This window comes from Flavobacterium sp. TMP13 (assembly GCF_050847115.1).
Taxonomy (GTDB): domain Bacteria; phylum Bacteroidota; class Bacteroidia; order Flavobacteriales; family Flavobacteriaceae; genus Flavobacterium.
This window is the reverse complement of record NZ_CP193656.1, coordinates 399,641-424,013: the sequence shown is the minus strand read 5'-3', so window position 1 is coordinate 424,013 and position 24,373 is coordinate 399,641. Positions and strand designations below refer to the sequence as shown.

Sequence of the window (24,373 nt, the reverse complement as noted above, 5' to 3'; positions counted from 1 at the left end):
AACACAGTATTTATTTTACAAATATAAATCTTTGACTGCTCTATAGTTGTTAAGGTAGCATTGTCAAAAATAAAAATCTAATCAATCGCTCATCGATCTAATTTGCTATTGGTGAAATTATAAGTGCGCTTGACTTAAAAATTTATTTAGACCCAACCACAAATAATAGCTCCCATTATGGTTAAGGTAACAGTCCAAAAACCAGCATGAATAAAAATGTATTTCCATGATTTTCGTTCTAACAAACCATTTATTGCAACTACGGGAAAAGCAAAGAATAAACCAGAACCAAATCCGTGCAAAGCGCCGTGTTTAAAAGTTCTAAATGCACCGCCATAATCGGCCATAAATGCAGCATACGATGGCAGTGTACTATCTAACGCTGTAACACCGCCAACCATTGCAAGGGCTCCAGTTTGATGAACGGTCAATGAAAGTAGCGTAATGCTAATCATTAAAGCAAAAATATAGGTAAATGCAAATATTTTCAGCATGTTTCCCGTCTTAAGGTCTTCTTTCGTAAGTCCGCTTTCACGCATCCAGATTGTACCAAATACTTTAGGATTGTACCAAACGAAACCAATAAGTACGACAAATAATGCTGATACAGGAAAGGCTAGTAAATTGGTTTCCATTTCAATTAAGTTTTAAGTTAGTTTTTTCAAATGTACTACAAATAAGTATTTGTTAATGGCATTGATTTCTTGTTAAATATAGTCTTGCTATTAATTTTCGAACATTTTATCGATAAAACTTGCAGTTAGTCGATAAAATAAATACATTCGGAGTCAATAAATACCACTTGTCATGAAAAAATTGGCTACCCTCGTATTAACACTAATTTCGTCGTTTTCTGCTATAGCAGATGGTATTTCTGATAAAGAAAAAGAAGCTTTACTCAGGCTATATACCGCTACTGATGGCTCAAACTGGATCAATAAATGGGATCTATCTAAAGCTGAGACAACTTGGTATGGCGTTCGTATTGAAAACCGAAAAGTAGTTGCTATTGAACTGCCTGATAATAATTTGAGCGGAGTCTTGCCAAATGAAATTGCTGATTTAGTTTACCTTCAAATTATTAATTTACACAAAAATAATATTCAAGGAATTATTCCAGAAGTTATAGCAAGCTTGACTGATTTACAGGTTTTAGATTTATCTTTCAATAAACTATCTGGTACAATTCCAAATTCGATTTGTAATTTATCCAATCTTAGAGATTTATCTCTTTTTATGAACCGTATTTCGGGTAAACTTCCAGAAAGCATAGGACTTTTACAAAAATTAGAAGTGCTATCTTTGTTTAACAACGAAATAGTAGGAGAGTTGCCTTTATCATTCTATGATACTACAACTTTGAAAGTAGTGTTATTAAGCAGCAATAAATTATCAGGAACATTAAAGAGTGCGATCAAGAATCTGGCAAATTTAGAGAATTTGAGTCTTTTTGATAATGTGCTGACTGGAAGGATTCCGTCAGAATTAGAAAATTTAATGCATCTAAAAGAAATGAATTTATCTTACAACAGATTTAGTGGTTATGTTTCTAAACGATTAATTGCAAAAGACCTATTGAATTTAACAATGTTAGACGACAATGGATCGATTGTTTTATTAGATTTAAATGCAATTCCCAACGATTTTATCGTTTCAAAAAATTAATCACTTATTTTATGAGTTTAGTGTTGATTGAGTTGAGAAGGCAATCGATGCAGTAATAAACATTTATAAAAAAACTGATTATATATATTTAGTTAATTATCAAAACCGCAAATTACAATTTTGCGGTTTTTTTTATAAATGATTTATAGAGATCAATTTTGAGCGCTGTAATGTGGTATTTCATATTGTTTTATGTAAATTAGTGTGATATATTTACCAAAAAAATTTTGTGTTTTTTGGAATGAAAATAGAATGTTTCATTAAAATTTTTAACTATGATTATACAGTATCAAGGAAGTCAAATGGGTAAGGCAACTACATTTACATTAAAAATAATTGGTAATAATTTATCTAAATCCAGCTCAAATTATCAAATTGAGTTGTTGGTCGGGGATAAAAAAATTCCAACCATGACATCTGAAATTCATCAAAGTTTATCCAACTGTTTAAAAGAAATTTATTTGTTTAGAAAACACAACGGAATTGTATTTGATGAATCTACTGAGGTAATTGCTCCTAAATTGGTACCCTACGATTTAATACTGTACAAGTATCAAAAGCACGCTTTGTTTCGACTATAAAAAATAATTTTAAAAGAAAAAGCCATTCGTGAGAATGGCTTTTTTTCATTCTACAAAGTATTTTTTGTAACTTTAGTCGAAGAGCTTTTTTGAAATAACGATTTCAAAAGTATAATCGGTTATAAAAGATACAATTATGTCAACTGCAATAAGTATAAATCCCGCGAGCGGAGAAAAGATAGGCGAATATAAAAGAATTACGCTGAACCAAGCTAAACAAAAAATAGATGAAGCGAACAAAGCATTTAACTCTTGGAAAAGAACAAGTTTTGAGGAACGTGCTGTTTTACTACACAAATTAGCTGATGTTTTTGATAGTGATAAAGAAGTTTACGCACAATTGGCTACTCAAGAAATGGGAAAAACCATTGGTCAAGCGCGTAAAGAAGTAGAAAAATGCGCTGTAATCTGTCGGTACTATGCTGATAACGGAGCAAAATTATTGGCAGAGGAAAAGGTAGAAACTGAAGCACATAAAAGTTATGTTACTTTTCAACCAATTGGAGTAATTTTAGCAGTAATGCCTTGGAATTTTCCTTTTTATCAAGTAATTCGATTCGCCGCTCCTTCTTTAATGGCAGGAAATGTAGGCGTTTTAAAACACGCATCCAATGTTCAAGGTGTTGCTTTTGCAATCGAAGAGGCGTTTATAAAAGCTGGATTTCCTGTTGGAAGCTTTATAAATTTAAATGTAAGTTCAGAGGAAATAGAAGGCATCATTGAAGAGGATAATATTAAGGCAGTAACCTTGACAGGAAGCGAGTCAGCAGGGCGTTCAGTTGCTTCCATTGCTGGAAAAAATTTAAAGAAAGCTGTTTTAGAATTAGGAGGGAGCGATGCTTATGTAGTTTTAGAAGATGTAGATTTAGATAAAGCGACTGAATTAGCGACCTTTGGTAGATTACAGAATAACGGCCAAACATGCATAGCCGCTAAACGTTTTGTAGTCTTAGCGGAAATTTATGATGACTTTTTAGACATGTTGGCTAAGAAAATGAAAGCTGCTAAAATGGGACTTCCAACTGATGAAGATACCTATTATGGTCCTTTGGCAAGAACCGATTTACGAGATGAGTTACACAAACAAGTTTCAAAATCAATAGCCGAAGGAGCACGTTTGCTTTTAGGAGGAACTGTTCCTGAAGGGAAAGGAGCGTATTATCCTGCAACTATTTTAGCGGATTTAAAGCCAGGGATGGAAGCTTTTGATCAAGAACTTTTTGGACCAGTAGCTTCTGTTATAAAAGCTAAAGATGAGAAAGAAGCTATTGAATTGGCTAATAATTCTACCTTCGGATTGGGATCGGGAGTACTTACTAGCGATAGAGAAAGAGGAGAAAAAATAGCGTTGCAATTAGAAGCTGGCAGCAGTTTTGTCAACAAACTAGTAGTTTCTGATCCTAGGTTGCCTTTTGGGGGAGTTAAAAATAGTGGCTTTGGTCGTGAGCTTTCTGGTTACGGAATAAAAGAATTTGTCAACATCAAAACCATTTGGGTAGACTGATAGTTGTTCTTAAAGTAATAATTATTGTAATAAAGACACTTGCAACAAATTTTGGGCAAGTGTTTTTTTATGCGTTCTGCATTTTTTAAAATAAGAGTTTGTAAAAAAATTAAGTAGTGCTAAAATAGAAGTAGATAATGTTGTAAAAAGTGTTGAGTCAAAATTTAAAGAAGTTGTCAACTGTCTTATTTCAAATAGATTGTGTTTGTTTAATTTAAAAAGTAGTGTTAAAAATAAATTAAATTCTTACTAATTTATTTTGTTTAAATTAACGAAATTATAGTATGTTTGCCGCTCAAAATAAATTTAAAATTTATGAAAAAAATTATTTTAGCAGCTATTGCTGTATTTAGTTTTGCAAATGGGCATGCTCAAAAAGAAGGTAAATTTAGAGTTGGTTTAGATTTGGGATATACGGTGCCTTCTAATGGCGGAGGCGGAATTTTAGTTTCTCTTGAACCAAAGTACAATATAAATGATAATATGAATGTTGGATTGCGAATTGGAGCAGCTGCAATGATTCGGGATTTAAATACAGATGGAGAGTATACAACTGTAAAGATTTCAGCTAATGGATCTTATGTAGGAACTTACGATTACTATTTTAATAATTCAGGTAAGTCATTTGTTCCCTATCTAGGAGGAGGACTTGGCTTTTATTCAATTGCTAACGTTGAGTTTGATGATGCTAATTCTGATTCTGATGATTCTGCGCTAGATGCTACTGGTAAATTAGGCGGATTAATTAGAGGCGGATTTGAATGGGGAAAGTTTCGAATGGGACTTGAGTATAATCTGGTTCCGAAATCTACTTTGCAAAATATGTATGGTGCAGAAGTAGGTACGGTTACAAATAGTTACCTAGGTATCCATCTAGGATTTTATGTTGGTGGAGGAAAATGGGGTAAATAATTTCAGACCTTTTTAATTGTTCTTTATTAATAATACAATAGCGCAGACGTCTTTTGACTTTGCGCTTTTTTTATGCTATTACTAATTAATACTTGACAATTTGTGCTCAACTCAACGAATATTACCTTCAAATGCTTGATCGATCCTAGAATCTACCGATATTATAATTGATCACGCTGAAGCATTGCACTTTAAAAGAAAACTTCAATTTCTAAGCCTTTCTTAATTCCAGGAAATCTCTGAAGCGCTAAAAACTTTGGTAATAGGTTTAATTTGGTTTTTAGCAGGATGATCACTTTTTTAAAAATAACTTACTTCGCTCAGTAATGATTTAAATCACTTGACACTTAATGTGAAGCAAAATATTAAGTAACTTTATTCAACTAGAAATTAATCTTTAAATCATGTGGTGGATTTTTGCATTACTCTCTGCATTTTTTGCTGCACTAACAGCAATTTTTGCAAAGGTTGGTATTAAAGGAGTTGATACTGATCTTGCAACGGCTATTCGAACGGTTGTTATTTTAATCTTGGCTTGGGGAATTGCTTTCTTCCGAGGTGGTGCGGCGAACATTAATACGCTGACCAAACAAAATATAATCTTTCTTGTTCTCTCGGGAATTGCGACAGGGCTTTCTTGGATATTTTATTTTAAAGCGTTGCAAATCGGCAAAGTTTCGCAAGTAGCGCCAATCGATAAATTAAGCGTTGCCATTGCTATAATCTTGTCAGTAATTTTTTTGAATGAGCAAATAAGTACACTAGGTATAATAGGAGTCCTTTTAATTATTTCTGGGACTATCTTACTAATTTACAGTTGAAAAATAGTAGAAAAACAAAAGATTTATGTGACGATAAGAATAGTAGCAAGAATGAAAAATTAGAATTCTAAAATTTAATGTCAGTCCATAAAAAAAGCTCCAGATTACTCTGAAGCTTTTTCTTGGTAGCCCGTAGCGGAATCGAACCGCTCTTACATGGATGAAAACCATGCGTCCTAACCGATAGACGAACGGGCCAGCTTTTTTAATGTGAGCGCAAAAATGCAACTAATTTTAAGACAGACAAAAATAATAAAGAAAACTTTTTTTATTTTTTTTAAACGATATCATGATTAGAAGCAATGAATATTTAAAAGAGCTAGCGAATAAAGCATCTATTGATTTGATTAAGAATGGCTTGTTATGTAAATGACAGGTCTAATCGAGTTTTTAAATCAGCATGATAAATTTTGATACAATTTTTAGAATCAAGTATTTTGAAAGTTAATTCTGTTCTTTTTGTTACGGGTTAGTATGCATTTTCGTTTGAGGTGATCAGCCGTTCCTGTTTCTGATCTAAAAAAGCTCCAGATTTCTCTGAAGCTTCTCCTGTTTTTTAGCTGAAGTTATAGTATTAGTAGTTTTTAATTAATCTTTTAAAAGCAAAGCCTTATTGTATTCGAAATTCATTTGAGCAATATTTAAAACTGAGATTTCTTGTGGACATTTTACTTCGCAGGCTTCGGTATTGGTACAATGTCCAAAACCTTCACTATCCATTTGCATAACCATAGCCAATACTCGTTTTGTCGCTTCTTTTTCACCCTGCGGTAATTTTGATAAATGCGATACTTTTGCCGAAGTAAACAGTGCCGCACTCGAATTTTTACAAGTAGCAACACAAGCGCCACAACCAATGCAAGCCGCAGAATCAAAAGCCGACTCCGCCACTTCATGCACAATCGTTACCGTATTTGCTTCGCAAGCATGACCCGTATTTGCGGAAATAAAACCATTCGCTTGTATAATTCTGTCAAAAGCAGAACGATCAATTCTTAAATCTCGCTTTAACGGAAAAGCAGCAGCTCTAAAAGGTTCGATGTAAATAGTAGCACCATCCTTAAACTCACGCATGTGCAATTGACAAACGGTTAAACCAGCAATTGGACCGTGTGCTTGACCGTTAACCATCATTCCGCAACTGCCACAAATTCCCTCACGGCAGTCGTGGTCAAAAGCCACGGGAATTTCGCCCTTTACAATCAGTTTTTCGTTCAGTGTATCCATCATTTCCAAGAAAGACATATGAGAATCTATACCATCAAGGTCGTAATCTACTAAAGCGCCTTTACTTTTTTCGTTTTTCTGGCGCCATATTTTTAGGTGTACTTTCATAGTAGTATTTTTTAGCTATAGCTTCTTACAGCGGGTTTGACAAATTCAAAAACAAGCGGCTCGGGATGCAATATTGGTTCTTCATATTTTCCTGCCCATTCCCAAGCAGATACATAGCAAAATTTCTCATCGTTTCGCAACGCTTCACCGTCTGGAGTTTGGTATTCTTCTCTAAAATGCGCGCCACAGGATTCTTCGCGACTAAGCGCATCATGACACATTAAATCGGCAATTTCTAAATAATCAGCAACACGACCTGCTTTTTCTAGTTCGGCATTCATATCTTCCGCTTCACCCGGAATCATTAAGTCTTGATAAAATGCTGCTGAAAGCACTTTGATTCCCGCAATTGCTTCGGTTAAACCTGTAGCTGATCGTGAAAGTCCACATTTATCGTATAATAATTTACCGAGTTCTTTGTGGAAATGTTCAGCCGTTTTGCTGCCTTTTATAGTTATAAAGTGCTCCAATTGCTTTTTTACATTAGCTTCTGCTAAAGCAAATTCAGGATGCTCTTTCGTTATTTTTTCAGATTTTAGTTCACCCGAAAGGTAATTTGCTAACGTGTATGGAAGTATAAAATACCCATCAACACAGGCTTGTAATAGAGAATTGGCTCCCAGTCTATTGGCTCCATGATCGGCAAAATTAGCTTCACCAATAGCAAATAATCCAGGTATCGTAGTCATTAATTCATAGTCAACCCAAAGTCCACCCATTGAAAAATGTGCTGCTGGCGATATTTTCATCGGTGCAGAGTAAGCATCATCATCCGTGATTTTTTTATACATTGAAAAAAGATTGCTGTACTTTTCTTTTACCTTGTCAATACCTTGTTTTTCAATTGCTTTAGAAAAATCGAGATAAACGGCATTTTTTAAAGGACCAATTCCAAAACCTGCATCAATTCGTTCTTTTGCAGCACGCGATGCAATATCACGTGGCGCAAGATTTCCAAACGAAGGATACCTTCTTTCTAAGTAATAATCGCGTTCTTCTTCTGGAATGTTATTTGGTTCGCGCGTTTCATTTTCGAGTTTTGGCACCCAAATACGACCATCATTTCGCAAAGATTCTGACATTAATGTTAATTTTGATTGATAATCTCCCGCTTGGGGCAAACAAGTAGGGTGAATTTGTGTCCAACTCGGACATGCCATGTATGCTCCTTTTTTGTGTGCGCGCCAGATAGCAGAGCCATTACAACCCATTGCCAATGTTGATAAATAATAAATTTTACCAAAACCACCACTCGCAATTACTACGGCATCTGCAGCAAAACGTTCTATGGCTCCGGTATCTAAATTACGAACAATTACACCTTTAGCTTTGTCGTCAATAACAACTAAATCAAGCATTTCATGACGTGTGTGTACTTGTACTTTTTCTAGTTTTTCTTGACGCATGAGTGATTGGTACGCTCCTAATAAAAGTTGCTGCCCTGTTTGTCCACGAGCATAAAAAGTACGGCTTACCTGCACACCACCAAAGGAGCGGTTGCTTAAATAGCCTCCATATTCGCGCGCAAACGGAACACCCTGTGCTACAGATTGATCAATTAAGTTTAAGGAACATTCTGCTAAACGATACACATTGGCTTCTCGCGAACGAAAATCACCGCCTTTAAGTGTGTCATAAAACATACGATAAACGGAGTCGCCATCATTGGCATAATTTTTCGCGGCATTCACACCACCTTGTGCAGCAACAGAATGGGCTCTTCGAGCAGAATCTTGAAAGCAAAAGGATTGGACATTGTAGCCCAATTCTCCTAGAGAAGCTGCTGCCGAAGCACCAGATAAACCAGTTCCTATAACAATGATATTGAGTTTTTTACGGTTAGCTGGATTAACCAATTTAGCATGGTCTTTATAATGAGCCCATTTATCTTCTAAAGGACCTTCGGGAATTTTTGCATCTAATTTCATAATCCAAAATGGGTTAGGTGAACATAAATAGGAATGATAGAAAAACCTAAGGTTATACTGTAGCTGTACCACATGCCAAAGGTTTGAAAGTAGCTCGAATATCTTGGATGGTACAAGCCTAAAGTTCTCACTGCACTTTTAAAACCATGCAAAAGATGATACCCTAAGGCAAACATAGACAGTACATACAACAGTACATACCACCACGAACTAAAAGAATTGATTACAATGAGGTATAAGTTTTTATGCCCAGCCGCATCTAAGGGAACATCACCGAATTTATAGACATACCAGAAATCTTTAAAATGAATAATCAAAAACAACAACAGAAGTGTGCCTAGAATTCCCATATTGCGAGAATACCATTTGCTCGCTTTCTTGCGATCATCATACGCGTATTTTACCGTTGCTTTTTTATTTTTGATAGTGATAATTAAAGCATTTATGGCGTGTGCAATTAGGGAGAAATATAACACATAGGAAATAATCTTTATAAAGATATTACCTGATAGTAGTACTGAATAACTATTGAAACTAGCTTCGGCTTTTTCGGCTGGCAATAGCAATTGCAAGTTGCCTAGTAAGTGAATTATTAAAAAGAAACAAAGAAACAGTCCGGTAAGCGCCATCAGGTTCTTTCGGGATAAAGTGCTCTGCAGAAAAGGTATTGATTTCATATTATTTTTTTATTGATTAGTAAATTCCAGTTACTTTCCACCATAAGCCGCCAAGTCCCATCCATAAAGCCATCAGTACAATACCTATAATTAGTCCATAACCCCACCACTGTTTAATTTCAACATAACCGCTACCAAAAAATACGGGAGCAGGTCCGTGGGCGTAATGGGTTAATGTACCGTATAATGAACCTGTAAAGCCAAGCATTAAAGCCAATAACATAGGCGGAATGCCCATCGCAATTCCCACGGCTAGCAAAGCGCTGTACATCGCCGCAACGTGTGCCGTCGCACTAGCAAATAAATAGTGGCTCAAAAAATAAGTGAATACAATAATAGGAAACGCAGTTGTCCAGGATAAACCCAAAATCATCGACTGAATCTCTTTACCAAACCAAGGTATAAAACCAAGTTCATTAAGCGATCCAGCCATCATAACCAAGGTAGCAAACCACACAATGGTATCCCAAGCTCCTTTTTCAGATTTAATGTCTTCCCAAGTAAGCACTTGTGTGATGAGCAGAATGGATAAACCAATAAAAGCAGTTGTAGTGGCGTCAATATGAAAAAGATCACCAGTAACCCAAAGCACAAGTAAGATAATAAAAGCCAATACCATCAACCATTCGTTTTTAGAAACGGGGCCCATTTCGGCTAATTTTAACTTGGCCATAGCTGGAGCTTCAGTAGTTTTTTTAAGTTCAGGTGGAAATATTTTATAAAGTAAAAACGGAATAATAATAAGGGAAGCCATACCAGGAACGATAGCGGCCCAAAACCAAGACATCCAAGTAATTTTAATTCCCATATCAGCAGCAAATTTCTGGCACATCGGGTTACTCGCGGTACCTGTAAGAAACATAGCAGAGGCAATAAGATTCATGTAATAACTGTTGAGCGTAAGGTATGCACCTACTTTTCGATGCGTTGCTGGTTCATTGGGATTTGACCCTAAACTCATTGACATTGATTTCATAATAGGGTAGATAATACCACCACCACGAGCCGTATTACTTGGTATTGCAGGCGCTAATAAAAGGTCAGCTGCTCCAAGACTGTAAGCTAATCCTAAAGAACTTTTACCAAACAATTTGATAAACACATAGGCAATTCTACTTCCAAGACCTGTTTTTATAAAACCACGGGCAATAAAAAAACTGATACCAATTAGCCAAATTACTTTATCTCCAAAACTGCGCAGGGCAAGGGTTATTGATTTAGCAGGGTCGCCTGGCGCTAATACTCCGGTAACAGCGACTAGTGCTATGGCGATCATACAGAGTGTTCCCATGCTGGCGGCTTTCACAATTATTCCTAAAATTGTTGCTAGGAAGATAGCTAATAAATGCCATGCTTCGGGAGTAACGCCTTCGGGAGGTGGTATAAACCAAATCGTAAGACCTACGGCTACCGTAATCAATAGCGGAATAAGTTGGATTTCTTTTTTTTGAGTTGAAACAGGAGGAACCTTTGGAACTTCGGTAGTGTTTGGTGTAGTTTTCATGTAATTATTTATAGCCTTGATTGAATTTGAATTATAAATTGCTCGTTGCTGTACTGCGTAGTTTCAATACTATTTTTTTTATAGCGGTCTATAATTACTCCAAGTTGTATTCGGGCATTATAGCTTTTTAAAAATTCGGCACTTATCATCGGGGTAAAAGTTTGTCTTGGATTTGAATTGTTTTTAAAGTTTGGATCAAAATATTCATATCGGCATGAAAATTCTAAGGATGTAAGACGGTGGTAGTTTACATCATATCGAAGATCTGGCAAGAAGTACATTCCTTGCATTTGGTATTGACTTACGTTCTGAATTCGATTTGCCACGGGTGTTTTATAAAACAGCACATGATTATTTCCTTGTTTTGCTTCCGCTTCAAATAGCAATGACCATTTTTCAGAAAAAGGCAATACGCCAGATAGATCAATGCCAGCTGCATAGACATCACTTTTATATACCGATCCTATCGCGCCATTTAGTCCAGCTTTTAAATTGTATTTTTTATTTAGAAGTAAATCCATGCGTGATGAAAACTGTTTTCCATTGTCGGCATCCATAACTTGATTGCGATTGTTACCGTTAACGACACTAAGGGCATAATTTATAGTATGTTCGCCTTTTATGGTCCCATAAACACTTGCGCCAATTTGAAAACTTTGCCATCCGTTACTCCCAAAAGCACTGTATTGGTTAGAGTAATCCATGGACTTAATAACATCTACAGAATACATATTTTCGAGACCGAAAGCGGGACGAAATTGACCGATTTTAAAATTAATATAGTTGCTAAGCTTATAGGTTAAGTAAGCATTTTCTAAGACTTTATTTTTAGGATCATTTTTAAAATCAGCAAGATTAACTAGTAAAACTACTTCGGTTCGATCGGATATTTTAGAGGCAAACAGTAATCTTGCCCGCTTAATGTCAAAACCATTATAAACCGCAAGGCTATCGGTGTGGTGTAATCCAGTGAGATCGATATCCTTATCGTTGTTAAAGGAATATCTGGCTTGAAATAAACCTTTTATGGTAATTTTTAGTTTTGCAGCAGTATCATCTTTTTTTGTTTCTGGACTCTGTGCCTTGCAGACGAAGGAGAGTAACAATAAAAAAAGTATTGTTTTTTTCATATAAGGAAAGCGTTGTAATGTAAGTTTTGAATAAAGTTGCCTACGAAGCGGCTGTGTAGAATAATGAGGAGCACATTATAAAGAGTTATAGTCTTTACAGAAAAATTGATTTGGCTAACGAACAGGAGTATTCTGTTCTAATTATGGAGGCTACTCTTTTCAATATCAAAGTAATGGAATTAAATTGTAGGAATAAGTGACATGTATCATAAAATCCTATGTTTTTTTACAAATCAAATGATTGTCTATGACTGTTTTTAGCAGATCTTTTTTTGCTATTTTTAGGTTAATTATAAAGAGATTTATTGTTAATAAAACTGTGTACTGAAAAATAAATTCAATCTGTAAAACCACAATTTTAAATAGATGGGTAACTAAAAAAGATAGAACTGCATTGGTTGTTATCTATTTTAAAAATTAAAATTCGGATAAGAGTCTATTCGTAGATAAACGATAAAATCTAGAAAGAATGGCAAAAAGAGAAGGGAAGAAGAAGCGTTGTGAATTGAAGTTCTTCAGTAAAGTCGTAACTCGTCTCATGCAATGAAACAATTTTGATCTTAGATAACAATGATTGGAAGGAGGAGGTGTAAAGCTAAAAAAAAGCCTGAGATTGCTCTAAAGCTTCGGTACTAGATGTAAGCATTTAAATAGGTAACCATATATTGACTACGATAATAGTATATCGATGTATGTAGTACTACACTAATATTCTATTTGTAACTGCTCAAATCTAGATTAAGTATAGTGCCGACTCTACTAAACTCTTCATTAATTTTTGCATTCAAAATTAATTGTTCATTATTTATCGGATGATTGAAAATTAACTGATGCGCATGAAGCATCATTCCTTTCAGTTCAAAATTCTCCAACCATAATTTATTTTGTTTGTTACAACCATGTGGACGACTCCCTAAAATAGGATGAAAAATATGTTTGAAATGTTTTCGTAATTGATGCATACGTCCAGTTTCAGGAATCGCTTCTACCAAACAATATCGGGAGGTAGGTTTATTGTTAAATTCTAAAGCAACTTCGGCAATTTGCAAACGATGAAAATAGGTTATAGCATTTTGTGTAATTTCATCATCATTGGTTAAGTCATAATCAATCGTGAGTTCTTCGGGTGACCATCCACGTAAAATGGCTAAATATTTTTTTTCGACTTCACGTGTGGCAAAACGATCATTCATAATTTTCAAGACCTCTTTATCCAACGCAAATAATAAGACGCCAGATGTTTTTCGATCTAAGCGATGAATAGGATAAACGTGTTGGCCACCAATTTGATTTCGCAATTCTTGAATGGCATACACTTTTGCATCGCGCGCATAAAATGATTTGTGAACCAATAATCCACTAGGTTTATTAATTGCTATAATATATTCGTCTTGATACAGAATTTCTAACATTTGGCAAAAGTAAAAGAGATTTCGCTTGAAAATACTTTTATGAGTGATTTATTTCGATCTAGAAAAGATGTTATGAAACGCTGTGCTAATTTTTGCTTTTTTAAAATAAATAGTTATGAAGAAGTTACATATGTATCTGAAACCTTGCATTAGCCTTTGTAATGACTGATTTAAGTTTTTGGTAACAAACCCAATCTCGCTGTCAATGTGCAGCAAAATTCATTACAATTTTTAATTATCAACGTCAATTTTTAGAAAACATGTTCAATACATAATTTTTAGCTGACTGTGAATTATGTAACTTAATACTTAAAATTAATTACTTCATACTGAAGTACCACTTGTATCTTTATCATTACTATAAGTTTACTATTTATAATTATAAAAAATCAGTTATGGCAGAGATTAAAATTGAGAAAAAGAAGCCGATATGGCCATGGATTATAGCGGTCTTGTTGGTAGCAGCTCTTGTATATTTCATCTTTTTGAGAGATAACAGTGTGCAACTACAGAATACAACAGAAATCGAAAACAGTACAAGCATAGATACGACGGCAAATTAAGTAACAAAGATTCCCGAAGAAATACTTTTTATCTATTATAGGAATATACAATTAATAAATACTTCCGATACTACAAATATGCTTAGTAGTAGGATTCGAAAATATTTATTTAACAGTTGCAAAATTAGTAAAGACAGCATATTTAATTTCTGCAAAAATATTTAGAAAAAAAGAGAAATTGGTAATAATAAAATAAAAAACGTATGAAAAATAAGGATAAAAATTTATACCGATTGGATGAACTTTCTGATTATAAAGTAGCTTCAGACTATTCGGATGTAAGAGGATGGAAAATAGTTGATGCAGACAATCGCACTATTGGTAAAGTCGACAATCTATGGGTAAATAAAGACATGCAACGCGTGGTTTATTTGGATGTTAATGTAGATAAAGAGTTAATAGAAGACAGCAAAAATGAGGTTCATGACGCGATATCAAACGATAATGTTAATGAATTTATGTATAAGGATGGAAACAGCCATATCATCATACCAATAGGATCTGTAAGTATAAATAAAGACACAAAAATTGTCATGGCTAACAGTATCGGTTATGATACATTTAGAAAAACATCAAGATACAATCAGGAACAAAATTTTGACAGGAATTACGAAAAGAAAGTCTTTGATTCCTATTATCCGAATGATAAATCTAGCGATGTTTCTGATGCCGATGAAGATAGTTTTTACAACCGAAGAGAATTTGATGGTCGTTAATACTGCTTTTAGTATTTAGCAGTAAACAATACAGTAAAAAAAAGATCAACATTTAAAATGGCTGATCTTTTTTTGGTTTTAGAACCAAACTAGCTTTCTCTATTGTTCTAGATATTTGTAGGGTTGTCTGAATTCCTTCGAAATTATACGCTACATCTTGATATCATAAATGAAAATAGATTGATTTAAGAGATTTTTTTTTAATTAGATATAAATAAAAAAAGCCTCAGATTTTTCTGAAGCTTTTCTAGTAGCGGGAACTGGACTCGAACCAGTGACCTTCGGGTTATGAGCCCGACGAGCTGCCTACTGCTCTATCCCGCGATGTGCGTTTTGTAATCTCAATAAGGCTACTTAGTAGCGGGAACTGGACTCGAACCAGTGACCTTCGGGTTATGAGCCCGACGAGCTGCCTACTGCTCTATCCCGCGATGTTTCGGGTGCAAAGATACGTCGAATTTATATAAAAACAACATAAACTTAAAAAAAATGTTTTATTTCTTGTATTCACTTGATATAACTACCTTTGCAAGCAAGAAATTTTGGTCGAAAGGTACCAACTAAAAATAAATTATATTCAGATGTCACATAAAGCAGGTTTTGTAAATATTATCGGAAATCCAAACGTTGGAAAATCGACCTTAATGAATGCTTTCGTTGGAGAACGATTGTCCATAATTACGTCGAAAGCACAAACCACGCGTCACAGAATTTTAGGAATTGTAAACGGAGAAGATTTTCAGTTAATTTTATCGGATACACCAGGAATCATCAAGCCAGCATATGAAATGCAGCAATCAATGATGAACTTTGTGAAATCGGCTTTTGAAGATGCAGACATATTAATTTATATGGTCGAGATTGGAGAGCAAGAATTAAAAGACGACGCTTTTTTTAATAAAATCATTCACGCTAAAATTCCGGTTCTATTATTGTTGAATAAAATTGACAATTCAAATCAAGTACAATTGGAAGAGCAAGTAGCATTTTGGACCGAAAAAGTACCCAATGCAGAAATTTTCCCAATATCGGCTTTGCAGAATTTTAATGTGCCCGAGGTTTTTGGACGTATTATAGAATTGTTGCCAGAATCTCCTGCGTATTATCCAAAAGATCAATTGACGGACAAGCCGGAACGTTTTTTTGTAAATGAAACGATTCGAGAGAAAATCTTGTTGAATTACAGTAAAGAGATTCCGTATGCGGTTGAGATCGTGACAGAAGAATTTTTTGAAGATGAAAATATTATCAGAATCCGTTCACTTATTATGGTAGAACGCGATACACAAAAAGGAATTATAATTGGACACAAAGGAGCGGCTTTGAAAAAGGTAGGAATGGAAGCTCGTGCTGATTTAGAGAAATTCTTTGGAAAACAAATTCACATTGAATTGTATGTGAAAGTGAATAAAAATTGGAGAAGTAATGCCAATATGTTGAAACGATTCGGATACAATCAGTAGACAGTCCGTAGTGAAAAGTGATTTGTGAACGGTGAACAAAAATAGTTTTTGTAAATTAGTTTCAGTTCAATAAAATATTTAGAATCAGTGTTAGAATTTAATTCTAGCACTGATTTTTTTTAGCCCAGATCGCAATGAAAACTCCGCAGTAAAAAAAGCCTGTTGTTGCTGTGATTGCAGAGCGACCAGCGGAAGCTCCTGCAAGCATATTGCAACAATTGCTTTTTGAGCGAGGAGTTGCATTGAAGTGCTGGAATAGCTTCTAATTAAGAATCGATTGTTTTTTGAAATAGTTTTTCGAGCTCGTGCATTTGATCGTTTCCGTTGTGCCTAATTTGGCGAGCAATAAAGTAGAGCAAAAACCAGGAGATTACCATAAGAACTAGCACGATGTAATCCGTGGTTAGTGCTTGATGTAATACATAATCAGCGTATAAAATTCCGCAAAATATTAAAAATACGCCCGCGATTATAAAGTGTAGGAACATAAAGAATGTCCACAAAGTGGGATCGGGGCCAAAGAGCCCTCGAATGTGCGTTTCGTTTTTATCTTTTTCTTCTAATTCTAAGTGTAAGTGAGGCGAGTAAAATTTCTTTTGTTCGCCTTGAATGAAAAGCCAAATATGCGTTCCGCTTGTTTTGATGTTGTAATTTGGATTTTTTTCTTGTTTTAAATTCTCGAATTTCTGTAAAATAGTTGCTGTGTTTTCAGGAACGTCTTGGTAAAATCGGAGTAAAAGGCGCACTTGGTTATCGACTTCCATAAGCGGTTTGATTTGGTTTAAATTGGCTTTGACTTGCGAATATATCAAAAAAATAGAAATTCAGCGTTTTTAACACTACCTTTGCGAAATATTTGAAGAAAAATTATGAATAACATTGTTGCGATAGTAGGAAGACCTAATGTGGGGAAATCAACCCTTTTTAATAGGCTGATACAAAGAAGAGAAGCTATTGTAGATTCAGTTTCTGGAGTTACCAGAGATAGAAACTACGGTAAAAGCGAGTGGAACGGAAAAGAATTTTCGGTTATTGATACCGGTGGATACATCCGTGGTTCGGATGATGTTTTTGAAGGAGAAATTCGCAAGCAAGTAGAATTGGCTATTGACGAGGCTGATGTAATTATTTTTGTGGTTGATGTTGAAGAAGGAATTACTCCGATGGATGATGCAGTTGCAAAATTGTTGCGTAAAGTAACAAAACCGGTTTTATTGGCAGTAAACAAAGTGGATAACGCCATGCGCGAAAAAGACGCGATTGAATTTTATAACCTTGGTTTAGGTGAGTATTACACATTTGCAAGTATTTCTGGAAGTGGAACTGGAGATTTATTGGATGCTTTGATTAAAGCTTTTCCAGAAAAGCCAGTTGTTGAAGAAGCTTCTGACCTGCCTCGTTTTGCTGTTGTTGGTCGTCCAAATGCAGGAAAATCTAGTTTTATAAATGCACTTATTGGTCAAGACCGTTATATAGTTACCGACATTGCAGGAACAACGCGTGATGCGATTGATACGAAATTTAACCGTTTTGGTTTTGAATTTAACTTGGTTGATACGGCTGGAATTCGTCGTAAAGCTAAAGTTAAAGAAGATTTAGAGTTTTACTCAGTGATGCGTTCCGTACGTGCTATTGAGCATGCAGATATTTGTATTTTGATTATTGATGCTACTCGTGGTTTTGAAGGGCAAGATCAAAGTATTTTTTGGTTGGCCGAAAAAAACCGTAAGGGGGTTGTAATATTAGTGAACAAATGGGATTTGGTTGAAAAAGAAACCATGAGTACCCGTGATTACGAAGAGAAAATTAGAGAAGAATTAATGCCATTTACAGATGTGCCTATTCTTTTTGTGTCGGCTTTAACAAAACAACGTTTGTTGAAGGCATTAGAAGCGACTGTTCAGGTTTTTGAAAACAGAAAACAACGTATCGCGACTTCAAAATTCAACGAATACATGTTAAAGGTTATTGAATCATATCCGCCACCCGCTACTAAGGGTAAATATGTGAAGATTAAATATTGTATGCAGTTGCCAACTCAAACACCACAATTTGTGTTTTTTGCCAACTTACCACAATATGTAAAAGAGCCATACAAACGTTATCTAGAAAATAAAATTAGAGACAATTGGGACTTTTCAGGAGTGCCGATAGATATTTACATAAGAGAGAAATAAAAGTAAAATCCCGAGCAATCGGGATTTTTTTATACTACTTAAATACTAAAGCTTCAAGTTAATTCTTGGAGCTTTTTTATTTTAAAAAAACAGATTGGAGCGAAAAATAATGATTGCTAATTGTTTGCTGTCAAGGTGTTGTGTTTTATTTATTTTTTATTTTTAATGCTTTTTATTATATTTATGAGATCTAAAATTGAAATAATAAGAAGCACGCGTGTTTGCAACTAAGATTATAGACATCGTTTCGAATTATTTTTTAGAAATTAAATTGTAAATTTAGATTCCTTCTCTTCTTTAGTGGTAAAACTCAAAAATATGAAATACAAATTAGTCTGTCTTTTTAGCGTTTTTATTCTTTTTTTCTCTTGCAAAGAAAATGATAATGCTCCCGATAAAGCGGATAGATCTTTAATGATAAAATCGACTGTAGCGACCAAATCAGGCCTTGGTTCTTGGCAAGATTTACCACGAAAACAAATCGAAGATTATGTGAAAATGATAAGCGATTCGACTTCGAAAAACTTTATTCCTGTTAGTGATCGTATTGCGGTATTTGAGACCGATGGTACTCTGTGGTCTGAAAAACCCATTCCTCTTCAAGCAAAATTTATCTTTTCGCAATTAAAACAAATGTCTGCTAAACATCCGGAATGGAAAAATGATCCTGTGCTAAATGGTATACTAAATGACAATCTCGAGCCACTACGAAAATCAGGTAACTCTGGTGCACAGTCAATTTTAGACGCTATTCAAATCGATCAAACAGATACAGAATATACTGCTGCTGTGAATAAATGGATGAGTAATTCAACAGATAAAAAGTTTGCTAAACCGTACAAGCAAAATGTATATGCACCGATGGTCGAATTATTAAAGTTAATGCATAAAAATGATTTTAAAACATTTTTAGTGAGCAATAGTGGAACCCGTTTTATTCGAGCTTTTTCGGAAGAAGTATTTGGCATACCGCCCTATCAGATTATTGCAAGCAGAGACGACGATAAAGTAGCTAGCAAAGAATTGAATGGATTGTTTGTTGGTGATTCCTTAGGAAAAGTTGAAGCAATACAGCGATTTATTGGTAAAGTTCCGGTATTTTATGGCGGTAGTATTGATGCGGATAACAAAATGATACAGTATGCAAATAGTAGTACGTATAAAAGTATGATATTGTTAATACATCACACGGATAGCATTAGAGAATTTAAGTACCATAGTACAATGGATTCTAAAAATTCAGCAAATGTTCTAAAAGAGGCGAAAGAAAAAAAATGGATGGTCATTAATATGCAGAAAGACTGGTCCAAAGTATTTGCTTTCGAGAAATAATTTTTAATTAGTAAAAGTTAAAAGAGATAAACCATGTTGAGGTTTATCTCTTTTTTTTGTCTTATAGTGAGTATTTGACTGTTAGTCCGTACGTGCGCTGATCGCCCAGCACCGCTGCGTACTGTCCTGAATTTCCAGCTGCAGGCAATAGTTGTTCGTAGTAGTTTTTATTTAAAAGATTTCTTCCCCAGATAAAAAACGACAGTCCTTCCGCGGTACGAAAGCCGATTCGGCCGTTGATGATCGCGTAACCGTCTACAACCAAATATTTTGATGGTGTGGCACTAGATGAAAATGTAGAACGATAGTACGAATCTAGCGCTAAGAATAATTTTCCTTGGTTGGCAAATAACGTTCCTTCTTTGGATAAATCGCCGCCCAATGTGGCAGACCATTTAGATATTCCAGGTAATGAACTTCCTGAGATGTCTTTGAAAGGTTGAGAAGCTCCAGTTTCTTCTATAGACAGTGGTGCATTTTTGAAACTTTGATATACTCCATCGTTGTACGACACCGCTCCGTTAAATTTTAAACTTTTATTCGCAGCAATATTTGTTTCTAGTTCTACTCCTCGTACCCTAACTTTTTCTGCGTTGGCAAGATAACCGCGATTCACTCCTAATTCGGCCGATTGTATTTGAGTTTGATAGTTTGTAATTTCAGTGTTAAAGGCTGTCAAATTAATAATAGCATTTTCAAATGGAGAAGATTTTATTCCAATTTCGTAATGAGTTACTTCTTCTGGTTTTATAGTTGCCAGTTCGAGAATTGGCAATCCGTTCTTGGTCGGTAATCCACCTAAATTTATTCCCACTGGTTTGTAACTTTTAGCAAAAGTGGCAAAAGTATGTATGTTTTCTGAAAACTGATATGAGAGTGTCAGATTACCTGAAAAATTGGTATCCTCTACGTCGGTAGTAAAAGCTTGATCATTGTAGACCGACTTTTTGAGTGCAATAAGAGCAGGGTCATTAGTTTGGAGCCCTCCATAAGTCGCACGACTGTAATCTACTTTTTTCGCATCATAATTGTATCTCAGTCCAGGCAATATATGCAGCTTGGACGTGATTTCCCAATCTAGTTGTCCAAATATTGCGCTACTAAAGGTGTTTAAAGTTGACTTAGTTTTTATTCCGTATCCGTCTAAAAGTCCCGGAGTTTGCCATAACAGACTAGTTGAATTTTGTGAAAAGCGCCATTGTGCTGCACCGGATTCTTCAATATGATACGGGTCCGTTTTTAGATCTTGCCCGATAAAAAACAAACCTAAGATTCCGCTTAGTTTGGTGTTGATTTCTCCAGCGTAGCGTAGTTCTTGCGTCCATTGTTGGTGTTTCGAAGTGGCTTGGGAAAGTTGCAACACCGGAAGTCCTGTAAAATCTCTATCATTCGAAGGATCCCAATTCCAGAAACGCCAAGCAGTTGTAGCAGTTAAGGTTGCATTTCCTACTTTATTCTCAATATTTAATGCTATTCCACCTAAATCCTGTCCAGATCTCCACGGTGTGTCATGATCAATTTTTCGATCGAAGGCATTTTTACTTGGAAGCGTATAATTTAAGTCAGTAATAATTTCATTGAATTGTCGGTATGCGGGTCGTTGCGTAGGAGCGAATCCAGCTACAATTTGAGCATAACCATCTGGTCGTTGGCGTGTATAATCGGCAGAAAGAATTATTTCGAGATTTTCTTTTGGAGTAAAAAGAATTTGACCTCTAACTCCAAGATTATTCAAATCATTGACAGCTTTGCCTGTTTTTACATTTTCAATTAGCCCATCGCGTTGAGTTCCCGAAAAAGACAATCTTCCAGCTATGGTTTTGGTTAATGCTCCAGTAACCGATGATTTGGCTTGAAGAAAACCATAGTTGCCGTAACTCACTTCAAAATTAGCTCTTGACTTAAAACTCGGTTTACGTGTAACCACATTAAAAGTACCAGCGGTAGTGTTTTTCCCAAACAAGGTCCCTTGCGGGCCTCGTAAAACTTCAATTCTGTCGACATCTAAAAAATCTAGTGTAGTGGCTGCCGCCCGAGCAAAATAAACACCGTCGACATAAAAACCTACTCCAGGATCGATTCCATCATTCGTTAAACCAAAAGTAGAACCAAGTCCGCGAATGTTTATAGAGGTATTTCTAGGATTAGAGGAGTACAGTTGAACCGAAGGAACCAATTCTTTTAGGCGGTTGACATTAAAAGCCCCCGCTTCTTCTGCTTGTTTTCCGCTGATCAATGTGATCGGAATAGGAACATTCTGAATTTTCTCTATTCTTCTTCTTGAAGAGATAACTACTTCTATGAGTTGTTGCTCTTCGTGTAATACTATGGCTAAAACTTCTGTTGATGCATCGTCAAGTGCCGTTTCCTGGGCTTGATAACCCTTTTTTTCTATGAGTAATGTGCCGTTATTTTTTTCTAATAGTTCCGTTGCAAAGCTAAAATAACCGTTCTCGGTCGTTAGCGTCGTAAATGAAGTTCCGGTCAAAGAGACTTGTGCTCCAGAGAGTGGAATTATTTTTGAGTTGGTTACAAAACCTTCTATTTTCTGTGAAAAAGCATTGCTGCTTATTAAAGTTAATACTGCTGCAAATTTTATTTTTATTGAAAAGTTCATTTTATAGGATGTATATGTGATTAGTGTAGTTTAATTTGATTTTTTTTACCAACACATACACATCGTAATACTTTCTATTGCTTTTGATACTCGTTTTCGTGGTCTTTCTTTTTTGTCTGGATTGGTTGTCATAGTTTATAATTTTGTTTCTACAATAAATTTTTGACAAATATATATTAATTCTACCGAATTAGTCGAGTTTAAATAAAAATATTTTTATTTATGGACTAAAGAGGCAACAGTTATGCCTTCCATCGCTTTTAAAGTTTCATCACGAATAAGCACCAAACCCTGTCTGAGACTGCATTCTGACTCCGTTTTGCAATCGATGCAACGTTCGTAAAAATTTAAGGAAGCACAAGGAAGTAAGGCAATAGCGCCATCAAATAAGCGATGAATATCGGCTAAAGTAATCTCATTTTTGGACTTGACGAGATAATAGCCACCCATTTTTCCTTGTTTACTACTTACAAAATGGGCTCGCTTTAAATCCAATAGAATCTGCTCCAAGAACTTTTTAGGTATGTTGGCACCTTCCGCAATTTCTATAGTGCGGGAAATGTGATTCTCCTCTTGACTGGCTAAATAAAGCAAAGCCTTAAGCGCGTATTTTGCCTTTTGTGATAACATGTATTGTGAATTGTAAAATATTAATTGAGGTAAAAAATCGCAAATTATTAATTGTGAATTGCAAATTTGAAGATTGTTGCTAATTTATTTAATTTTAAGTTTTACCATTTAAAATTAACTCCTTCATTTTACCAGCTTCCTCCAGAACCTCCTCCAGAGAATCCACCGCCACCAAAGCCACCACCAAAACCTCCGCCACCGAAACCACCACCAGATGATCCGCCGCCAAAACCTCCGAAACCTCCAGCACTTCGACCCAAATTACTTAAAATAATAGCATCTAATAAACTAGGACCGCCACCACCTCTGTTGCCTGAGTTTCCGCCACCGCCACCTTTATTTTTGGCTAATAGAAATAGTACAATTACCACAATAATTATAAATGGTAAAATAGGAAAATCTTGTCCTTTGCTTTGTTTTCGAGAACCTTTATACTTTCCTTTAAAAACATCAAAAATTGCATCTGCGCCTTTATCAAGACCACGATAATAACTACCTGCTTTAAATTCTGGAATGATAATGTTACGAGCTATTTCACCACCAATACCGGCAGTCAGTCGATCTTCCAAACCGTAACCTGGCGAAATCCAAATCTTTCTTTCGTCTTTAGCTAATAAAATTAAAACACCATTATCTTCTTTCGCTTGTCCGATTCCCCATTCTTGTGCCCATTTAGGAGTCAAAATTCCAATGTCCTCGTTTTTTAAACTTTCGATTGTAATCACTACAATTTGAGACGAAGTAGAGTCTGAATAGCGGACTAGTTTTTCTTCTAATTGCGTTTTTTCTGTTGCACTTAACACATTGGCATAATCGTAAACCGACGTTTGAAACTTAGGTTTTTCGGGAATGGTAAATTGCGAAAATGCACAATTTGTGATAAAAAAAGCGATTGTTAAAAAGACAATTTGAATAATTCCGTTGGAATTTGATGCTTTATTTGGGGAAATTTTCATTAGTTATCCTTTTGAGATTTCATTAGATAATTCGTTGACGTCGTCTACCGACCAAGGGAAATATTTCTTAAGCTGTTCTCCAGCCATCAAAATACCATCAACTATTCCTTGTTTAAAGTTTTTTTGTTGAAACTGCTTTGCCATTAGTTCTTTGGTACTGTTCCAAAAATCAGCAGCTACCAGATCGTTAATTCCTTTGTCTCCACAAATAACAAAATTTTTATCCGCTACAGCAAAATAAAATAAAACACCATTTTGCAATTCAGTAGCATCCATTTTAAGCTCCTCAAAAACTTCTAAAGCTCTGTCAAAATGCGGTTTCAAAGTCGTTTTTTCAATATGCACTCTTATTTCGCCCGAGGTGTTTTTTTCGGCTATACGAATTGCTTCCACAATTTCTTGCTCTTCTTCCTTACTTAAAAAATCTTCTACTTTTGACATTTACAGTAT

Annotated in this window: 21 protein-coding genes and 3 tRNA genes; 9 read left to right on the top strand and 15 right to left on the bottom strand. The window is 35.2% G+C overall.

Features of this window, described 5'->3' with window-relative positions; genetic code table 11:
* Window positions 1-146: 146 nt before the first annotated feature.
* Window positions 147-635: a DUF1761 domain-containing protein gene (locus ACRASX_RS01835; protein WP_432222227.1), complete on the bottom strand. Its 489-nt coding sequence runs from the start codon at window positions 633-635 to the stop codon at window positions 147-149.
* A 172-nt stretch (window positions 636-807) separates the two neighbouring features.
* Between ACRASX_RS01835 and ACRASX_RS01830 the strand changes: the two genes are divergently transcribed.
* From ACRASX_RS01830 to ACRASX_RS01810, 5 genes are all read left to right on the top strand, one after another.
* Window positions 808-1,665, top strand: coding sequence for a leucine-rich repeat domain-containing protein (locus tag ACRASX_RS01830; RefSeq protein WP_432222226.1), 858 nt, complete (start codon window positions 808-810; stop codon window positions 1,663-1,665).
* A gap of 275 nt (window positions 1,666-1,940) precedes the next feature.
* Window positions 1,941-2,246, top strand: coding sequence for a hypothetical protein (locus ACRASX_RS01825; protein WP_066310349.1), 306 nt, complete (start codon window positions 1,941-1,943; stop codon window positions 2,244-2,246).
* A 136-nt stretch (window positions 2,247-2,382) separates the two neighbouring features.
* A complete protein-coding gene (locus ACRASX_RS01820) occupies window positions 2,383-3,750 on the top strand; it encodes an NAD-dependent succinate-semialdehyde dehydrogenase (RefSeq protein WP_432222225.1) in 1,368 nt (455 codons plus the stop codon).
* 315 nt (window positions 3,751-4,065) lie between these two features.
* Window positions 4,066-4,662: an outer membrane beta-barrel protein gene (locus tag ACRASX_RS01815; RefSeq protein WP_432222224.1), complete on the top strand. Its 597-nt coding sequence runs from the start codon at window positions 4,066-4,068 to the stop codon at window positions 4,660-4,662.
* Between the two features lie 404 nt (window positions 4,663-5,066).
* Complete coding sequence (locus tag ACRASX_RS01810) at window positions 5,067-5,483, top strand: EamA family transporter (RefSeq protein ID WP_432222223.1); 417 nt, start codon at window positions 5,067-5,069, stop codon at window positions 5,481-5,483.
* 123 nt (window positions 5,484-5,606) lie between these two features.
* Here ACRASX_RS01810 and ACRASX_RS01805 read toward each other — a convergent pair.
* The 7 genes from ACRASX_RS01805 to ACRASX_RS01775 form a co-directional block, all read right to left on the bottom strand.
* Window positions 5,607-5,681 (bottom strand) — tRNA-Glu (locus ACRASX_RS01805).
* 390 nt (window positions 5,682-6,071) lie between these two features.
* On the bottom strand, window positions 6,072-6,818 hold the full coding sequence (locus tag ACRASX_RS01800; RefSeq protein WP_066310337.1) for a succinate dehydrogenase/fumarate reductase iron-sulfur subunit: 747 nt from the start codon (window positions 6,816-6,818) through the stop codon (window positions 6,072-6,074).
* Window positions 6,819-6,829: 11 nt separating this feature from the next.
* Window positions 6,830-8,746 (bottom strand): fumarate reductase/succinate dehydrogenase flavoprotein subunit, encoded by a 1,917-nt coding sequence (locus ACRASX_RS01795; RefSeq protein ID WP_432222222.1) that lies wholly within the window; start codon window positions 8,744-8,746, stop codon window positions 6,830-6,832.
* The gene (locus tag ACRASX_RS01790) at window positions 8,743-9,423 is read right to left on the bottom strand and encodes a succinate dehydrogenase cytochrome b subunit (RefSeq protein ID WP_432222221.1); all 681 of its coding nucleotides are present in this window, start codon (window positions 9,421-9,423) and stop codon (window positions 8,743-8,745) included. Before ACRASX_RS01790 ends, ACRASX_RS01795 begins: the two co-directional genes overlap by 4 nt.
* 16 nt (window positions 9,424-9,439) lie before the next feature.
* Entirely contained in the window at window positions 9,440-10,927 is a 1,488-nt protein-coding gene (locus tag ACRASX_RS01785) for an anion permease (RefSeq protein WP_432222220.1), read from the bottom strand.
* A gap of 8 nt (window positions 10,928-10,935) precedes the next feature.
* Complete coding sequence (locus ACRASX_RS01780; RefSeq protein WP_432222219.1) at window positions 10,936-12,057, bottom strand: porin; 1,122 nt, start codon at window positions 12,055-12,057, stop codon at window positions 10,936-10,938.
* Between the two features lie 713 nt (window positions 12,058-12,770).
* Complete coding sequence (locus tag ACRASX_RS01775; protein WP_432222218.1) at window positions 12,771-13,469, bottom strand: pseudouridine synthase; 699 nt, start codon at window positions 13,467-13,469, stop codon at window positions 12,771-12,773.
* A 766-nt stretch (window positions 13,470-14,235) separates the two neighbouring features.
* Between ACRASX_RS01775 and ACRASX_RS01770 the strand changes: the two genes are divergently transcribed.
* Complete coding sequence (locus ACRASX_RS01770; protein WP_432222217.1) at window positions 14,236-14,748, top strand: PRC-barrel domain-containing protein; 513 nt, start codon at window positions 14,236-14,238, stop codon at window positions 14,746-14,748.
* Window positions 14,749-14,999: 251 nt separating this feature from the next.
* On the opposite strand, the gene ACRASX_RS01765 is transcribed toward ACRASX_RS01770, so the two are convergent.
* A tRNA-Met gene (locus tag ACRASX_RS01765) sits at window positions 15,000-15,072 on the bottom strand.
* Between the two features lie 34 nt (window positions 15,073-15,106).
* Window positions 15,107-15,179, bottom strand: a tRNA-Met gene (locus ACRASX_RS01760).
* 150 nt (window positions 15,180-15,329) lie between these two features.
* Between ACRASX_RS01760 and era the strand changes: the two genes are divergently transcribed.
* The gene (gene era / locus ACRASX_RS01755; protein ID WP_066310319.1) at window positions 15,330-16,211 is read left to right on the top strand and encodes a GTPase Era; all 882 of its coding nucleotides are present in this window, start codon (window positions 15,330-15,332) and stop codon (window positions 16,209-16,211) included.
* A gap of 266 nt (window positions 16,212-16,477) precedes the next feature.
* On the opposite strand, the gene ACRASX_RS01750 is transcribed toward era, so the two are convergent.
* Window positions 16,478-16,975 carry a hypothetical protein gene (locus ACRASX_RS01750; protein WP_066311129.1) on the bottom strand — a complete coding sequence of 166 codons (498 nt, stop codon included), beginning with the start codon at window positions 16,973-16,975 and terminating at the stop codon, window positions 16,478-16,480.
* Between the two features lie 105 nt (window positions 16,976-17,080).
* On the opposite strand from ACRASX_RS01750, the gene der reads away from it, so the two are divergent.
* On the top strand, window positions 17,081-18,388 hold the full coding sequence (gene der / locus ACRASX_RS01745) for a ribosome biogenesis GTPase Der (protein ID WP_432222216.1): 1,308 nt from the start codon (window positions 17,081-17,083) through the stop codon (window positions 18,386-18,388).
* A 318-nt stretch (window positions 18,389-18,706) separates the two neighbouring features.
* A complete protein-coding gene (locus ACRASX_RS01740) occupies window positions 18,707-19,720 on the top strand; it encodes a hypothetical protein (protein ID WP_432222215.1) in 1,014 nt (337 codons plus the stop codon).
* Between the two features lie 61 nt (window positions 19,721-19,781).
* Here the strand turns inward: ACRASX_RS01740 and ACRASX_RS01735 are convergent, their stop codons facing one another.
* The 4 genes from ACRASX_RS01735 to ACRASX_RS01720 all read right to left on the bottom strand — a co-directional run bounded on the left by ACRASX_RS01735 (window position 19,782) and on the right by ACRASX_RS01720 (window position 24,364).
* Window positions 19,782-22,337, bottom strand: coding sequence for a TonB-dependent receptor (locus ACRASX_RS01735; RefSeq protein WP_432222214.1), 2,556 nt, complete (start codon window positions 22,335-22,337; stop codon window positions 19,782-19,784).
* 216 nt (window positions 22,338-22,553) lie between these two features.
* Window positions 22,554-22,967, bottom strand: coding sequence for an RrF2 family transcriptional regulator (locus ACRASX_RS01730; protein WP_066310308.1), 414 nt, complete (start codon window positions 22,965-22,967; stop codon window positions 22,554-22,556).
* A 128-nt stretch (window positions 22,968-23,095) separates the two neighbouring features.
* On the bottom strand, window positions 23,096-23,923 hold the full coding sequence (locus ACRASX_RS01725) for a TPM domain-containing protein (RefSeq protein ID WP_066310306.1): 828 nt from the start codon (window positions 23,921-23,923) through the stop codon (window positions 23,096-23,098).
* 3 nt (window positions 23,924-23,926) lie between these two features.
* The gene (locus ACRASX_RS01720; RefSeq protein ID WP_432222213.1) at window positions 23,927-24,364 is read right to left on the bottom strand and encodes a TPM domain-containing protein; all 438 of its coding nucleotides are present in this window, start codon (window positions 24,362-24,364) and stop codon (window positions 23,927-23,929) included.
* Between the last annotated feature and the right edge of the window lie 9 nt (window positions 24,365-24,373).

Excerpts from the sequence above, each read along its gene's own strand:
- ACRASX_RS01835 (WP_432222227.1), bottom strand. The coding sequence starts at position 635 with ATGGAAACCAATTTACTAGCCTTTCCTGTATCAGCATTATTTGTCGTA.
- ACRASX_RS01830 (WP_432222226.1), top strand. The coding sequence starts at position 808 with ATGAAAAAATTGGCTACCCTCGTATTAACACTAATTTCGTCGTTTTCT.
- ACRASX_RS01825 (WP_066310349.1), top strand. The coding sequence starts at position 1,941 with ATGATTATACAGTATCAAGGAAGTCAAATGGGTAAGGCAACTACATTT.
- ACRASX_RS01820 (WP_432222225.1), top strand. The coding sequence starts at position 2,383 with ATGTCAACTGCAATAAGTATAAATCCCGCGAGCGGAGAAAAGATAGGC.
- ACRASX_RS01815 (WP_432222224.1), top strand. The coding sequence starts at position 4,066 with ATGAAAAAAATTATTTTAGCAGCTATTGCTGTATTTAGTTTTGCAAAT.
- ACRASX_RS01810 (WP_432222223.1), top strand. The coding sequence starts at position 5,067 with ATGTGGTGGATTTTTGCATTACTCTCTGCATTTTTTGCTGCACTAACA.
- ACRASX_RS01800 (WP_066310337.1), bottom strand. The coding sequence starts at position 6,818 with ATGAAAGTACACCTAAAAATATGGCGCCAGAAAAACGAAAAAAGTAAA.
- ACRASX_RS01795 (WP_432222222.1), bottom strand. The coding sequence starts at position 8,746 with ATGAAATTAGATGCAAAAATTCCCGAAGGTCCTTTAGAAGATAAATGG.
- ACRASX_RS01790 (WP_432222221.1), bottom strand. The coding sequence starts at position 9,423 with ATGAAATCAATACCTTTTCTGCAGAGCACTTTATCCCGAAAGAACCTG.
- ACRASX_RS01785 (WP_432222220.1), bottom strand. The coding sequence starts at position 10,927 with ATGAAAACTACACCAAACACTACCGAAGTTCCAAAGGTTCCTCCTGTT.
- ACRASX_RS01780 (WP_432222219.1), bottom strand. The coding sequence starts at position 12,057 with ATGAAAAAAACAATACTTTTTTTATTGTTACTCTCCTTCGTCTGCAAG.
- ACRASX_RS01775 (WP_432222218.1), bottom strand. The coding sequence starts at position 13,469 with ATGTTAGAAATTCTGTATCAAGACGAATATATTATAGCAATTAATAAA.
- ACRASX_RS01770 (WP_432222217.1), top strand. The coding sequence starts at position 14,236 with ATGAAAAATAAGGATAAAAATTTATACCGATTGGATGAACTTTCTGAT.
- era (WP_066310319.1), top strand. The coding sequence starts at position 15,330 with ATGTCACATAAAGCAGGTTTTGTAAATATTATCGGAAATCCAAACGTT.
- ACRASX_RS01750 (WP_066311129.1), bottom strand. The coding sequence starts at position 16,975 with ATGGAAGTCGATAACCAAGTGCGCCTTTTACTCCGATTTTACCAAGAC.
- der (WP_432222216.1), top strand. The coding sequence starts at position 17,081 with ATGAATAACATTGTTGCGATAGTAGGAAGACCTAATGTGGGGAAATCA.
- ACRASX_RS01740 (WP_432222215.1), top strand. The coding sequence starts at position 18,707 with ATGAAATACAAATTAGTCTGTCTTTTTAGCGTTTTTATTCTTTTTTTC.
- ACRASX_RS01735 (WP_432222214.1), bottom strand. The coding sequence starts at position 22,337 with ATGAACTTTTCAATAAAAATAAAATTTGCAGCAGTATTAACTTTAATA.
- ACRASX_RS01730 (WP_066310308.1), bottom strand. The coding sequence starts at position 22,967 with ATGTTATCACAAAAGGCAAAATACGCGCTTAAGGCTTTGCTTTATTTA.
- ACRASX_RS01725 (WP_066310306.1), bottom strand. The coding sequence starts at position 23,923 with ATGAAAATTTCCCCAAATAAAGCATCAAATTCCAACGGAATTATTCAA.
- ACRASX_RS01720 (WP_432222213.1), bottom strand. The coding sequence starts at position 24,364 with ATGTCAAAAGTAGAAGATTTTTTAAGTAAGGAAGAAGAGCAAGAAATT.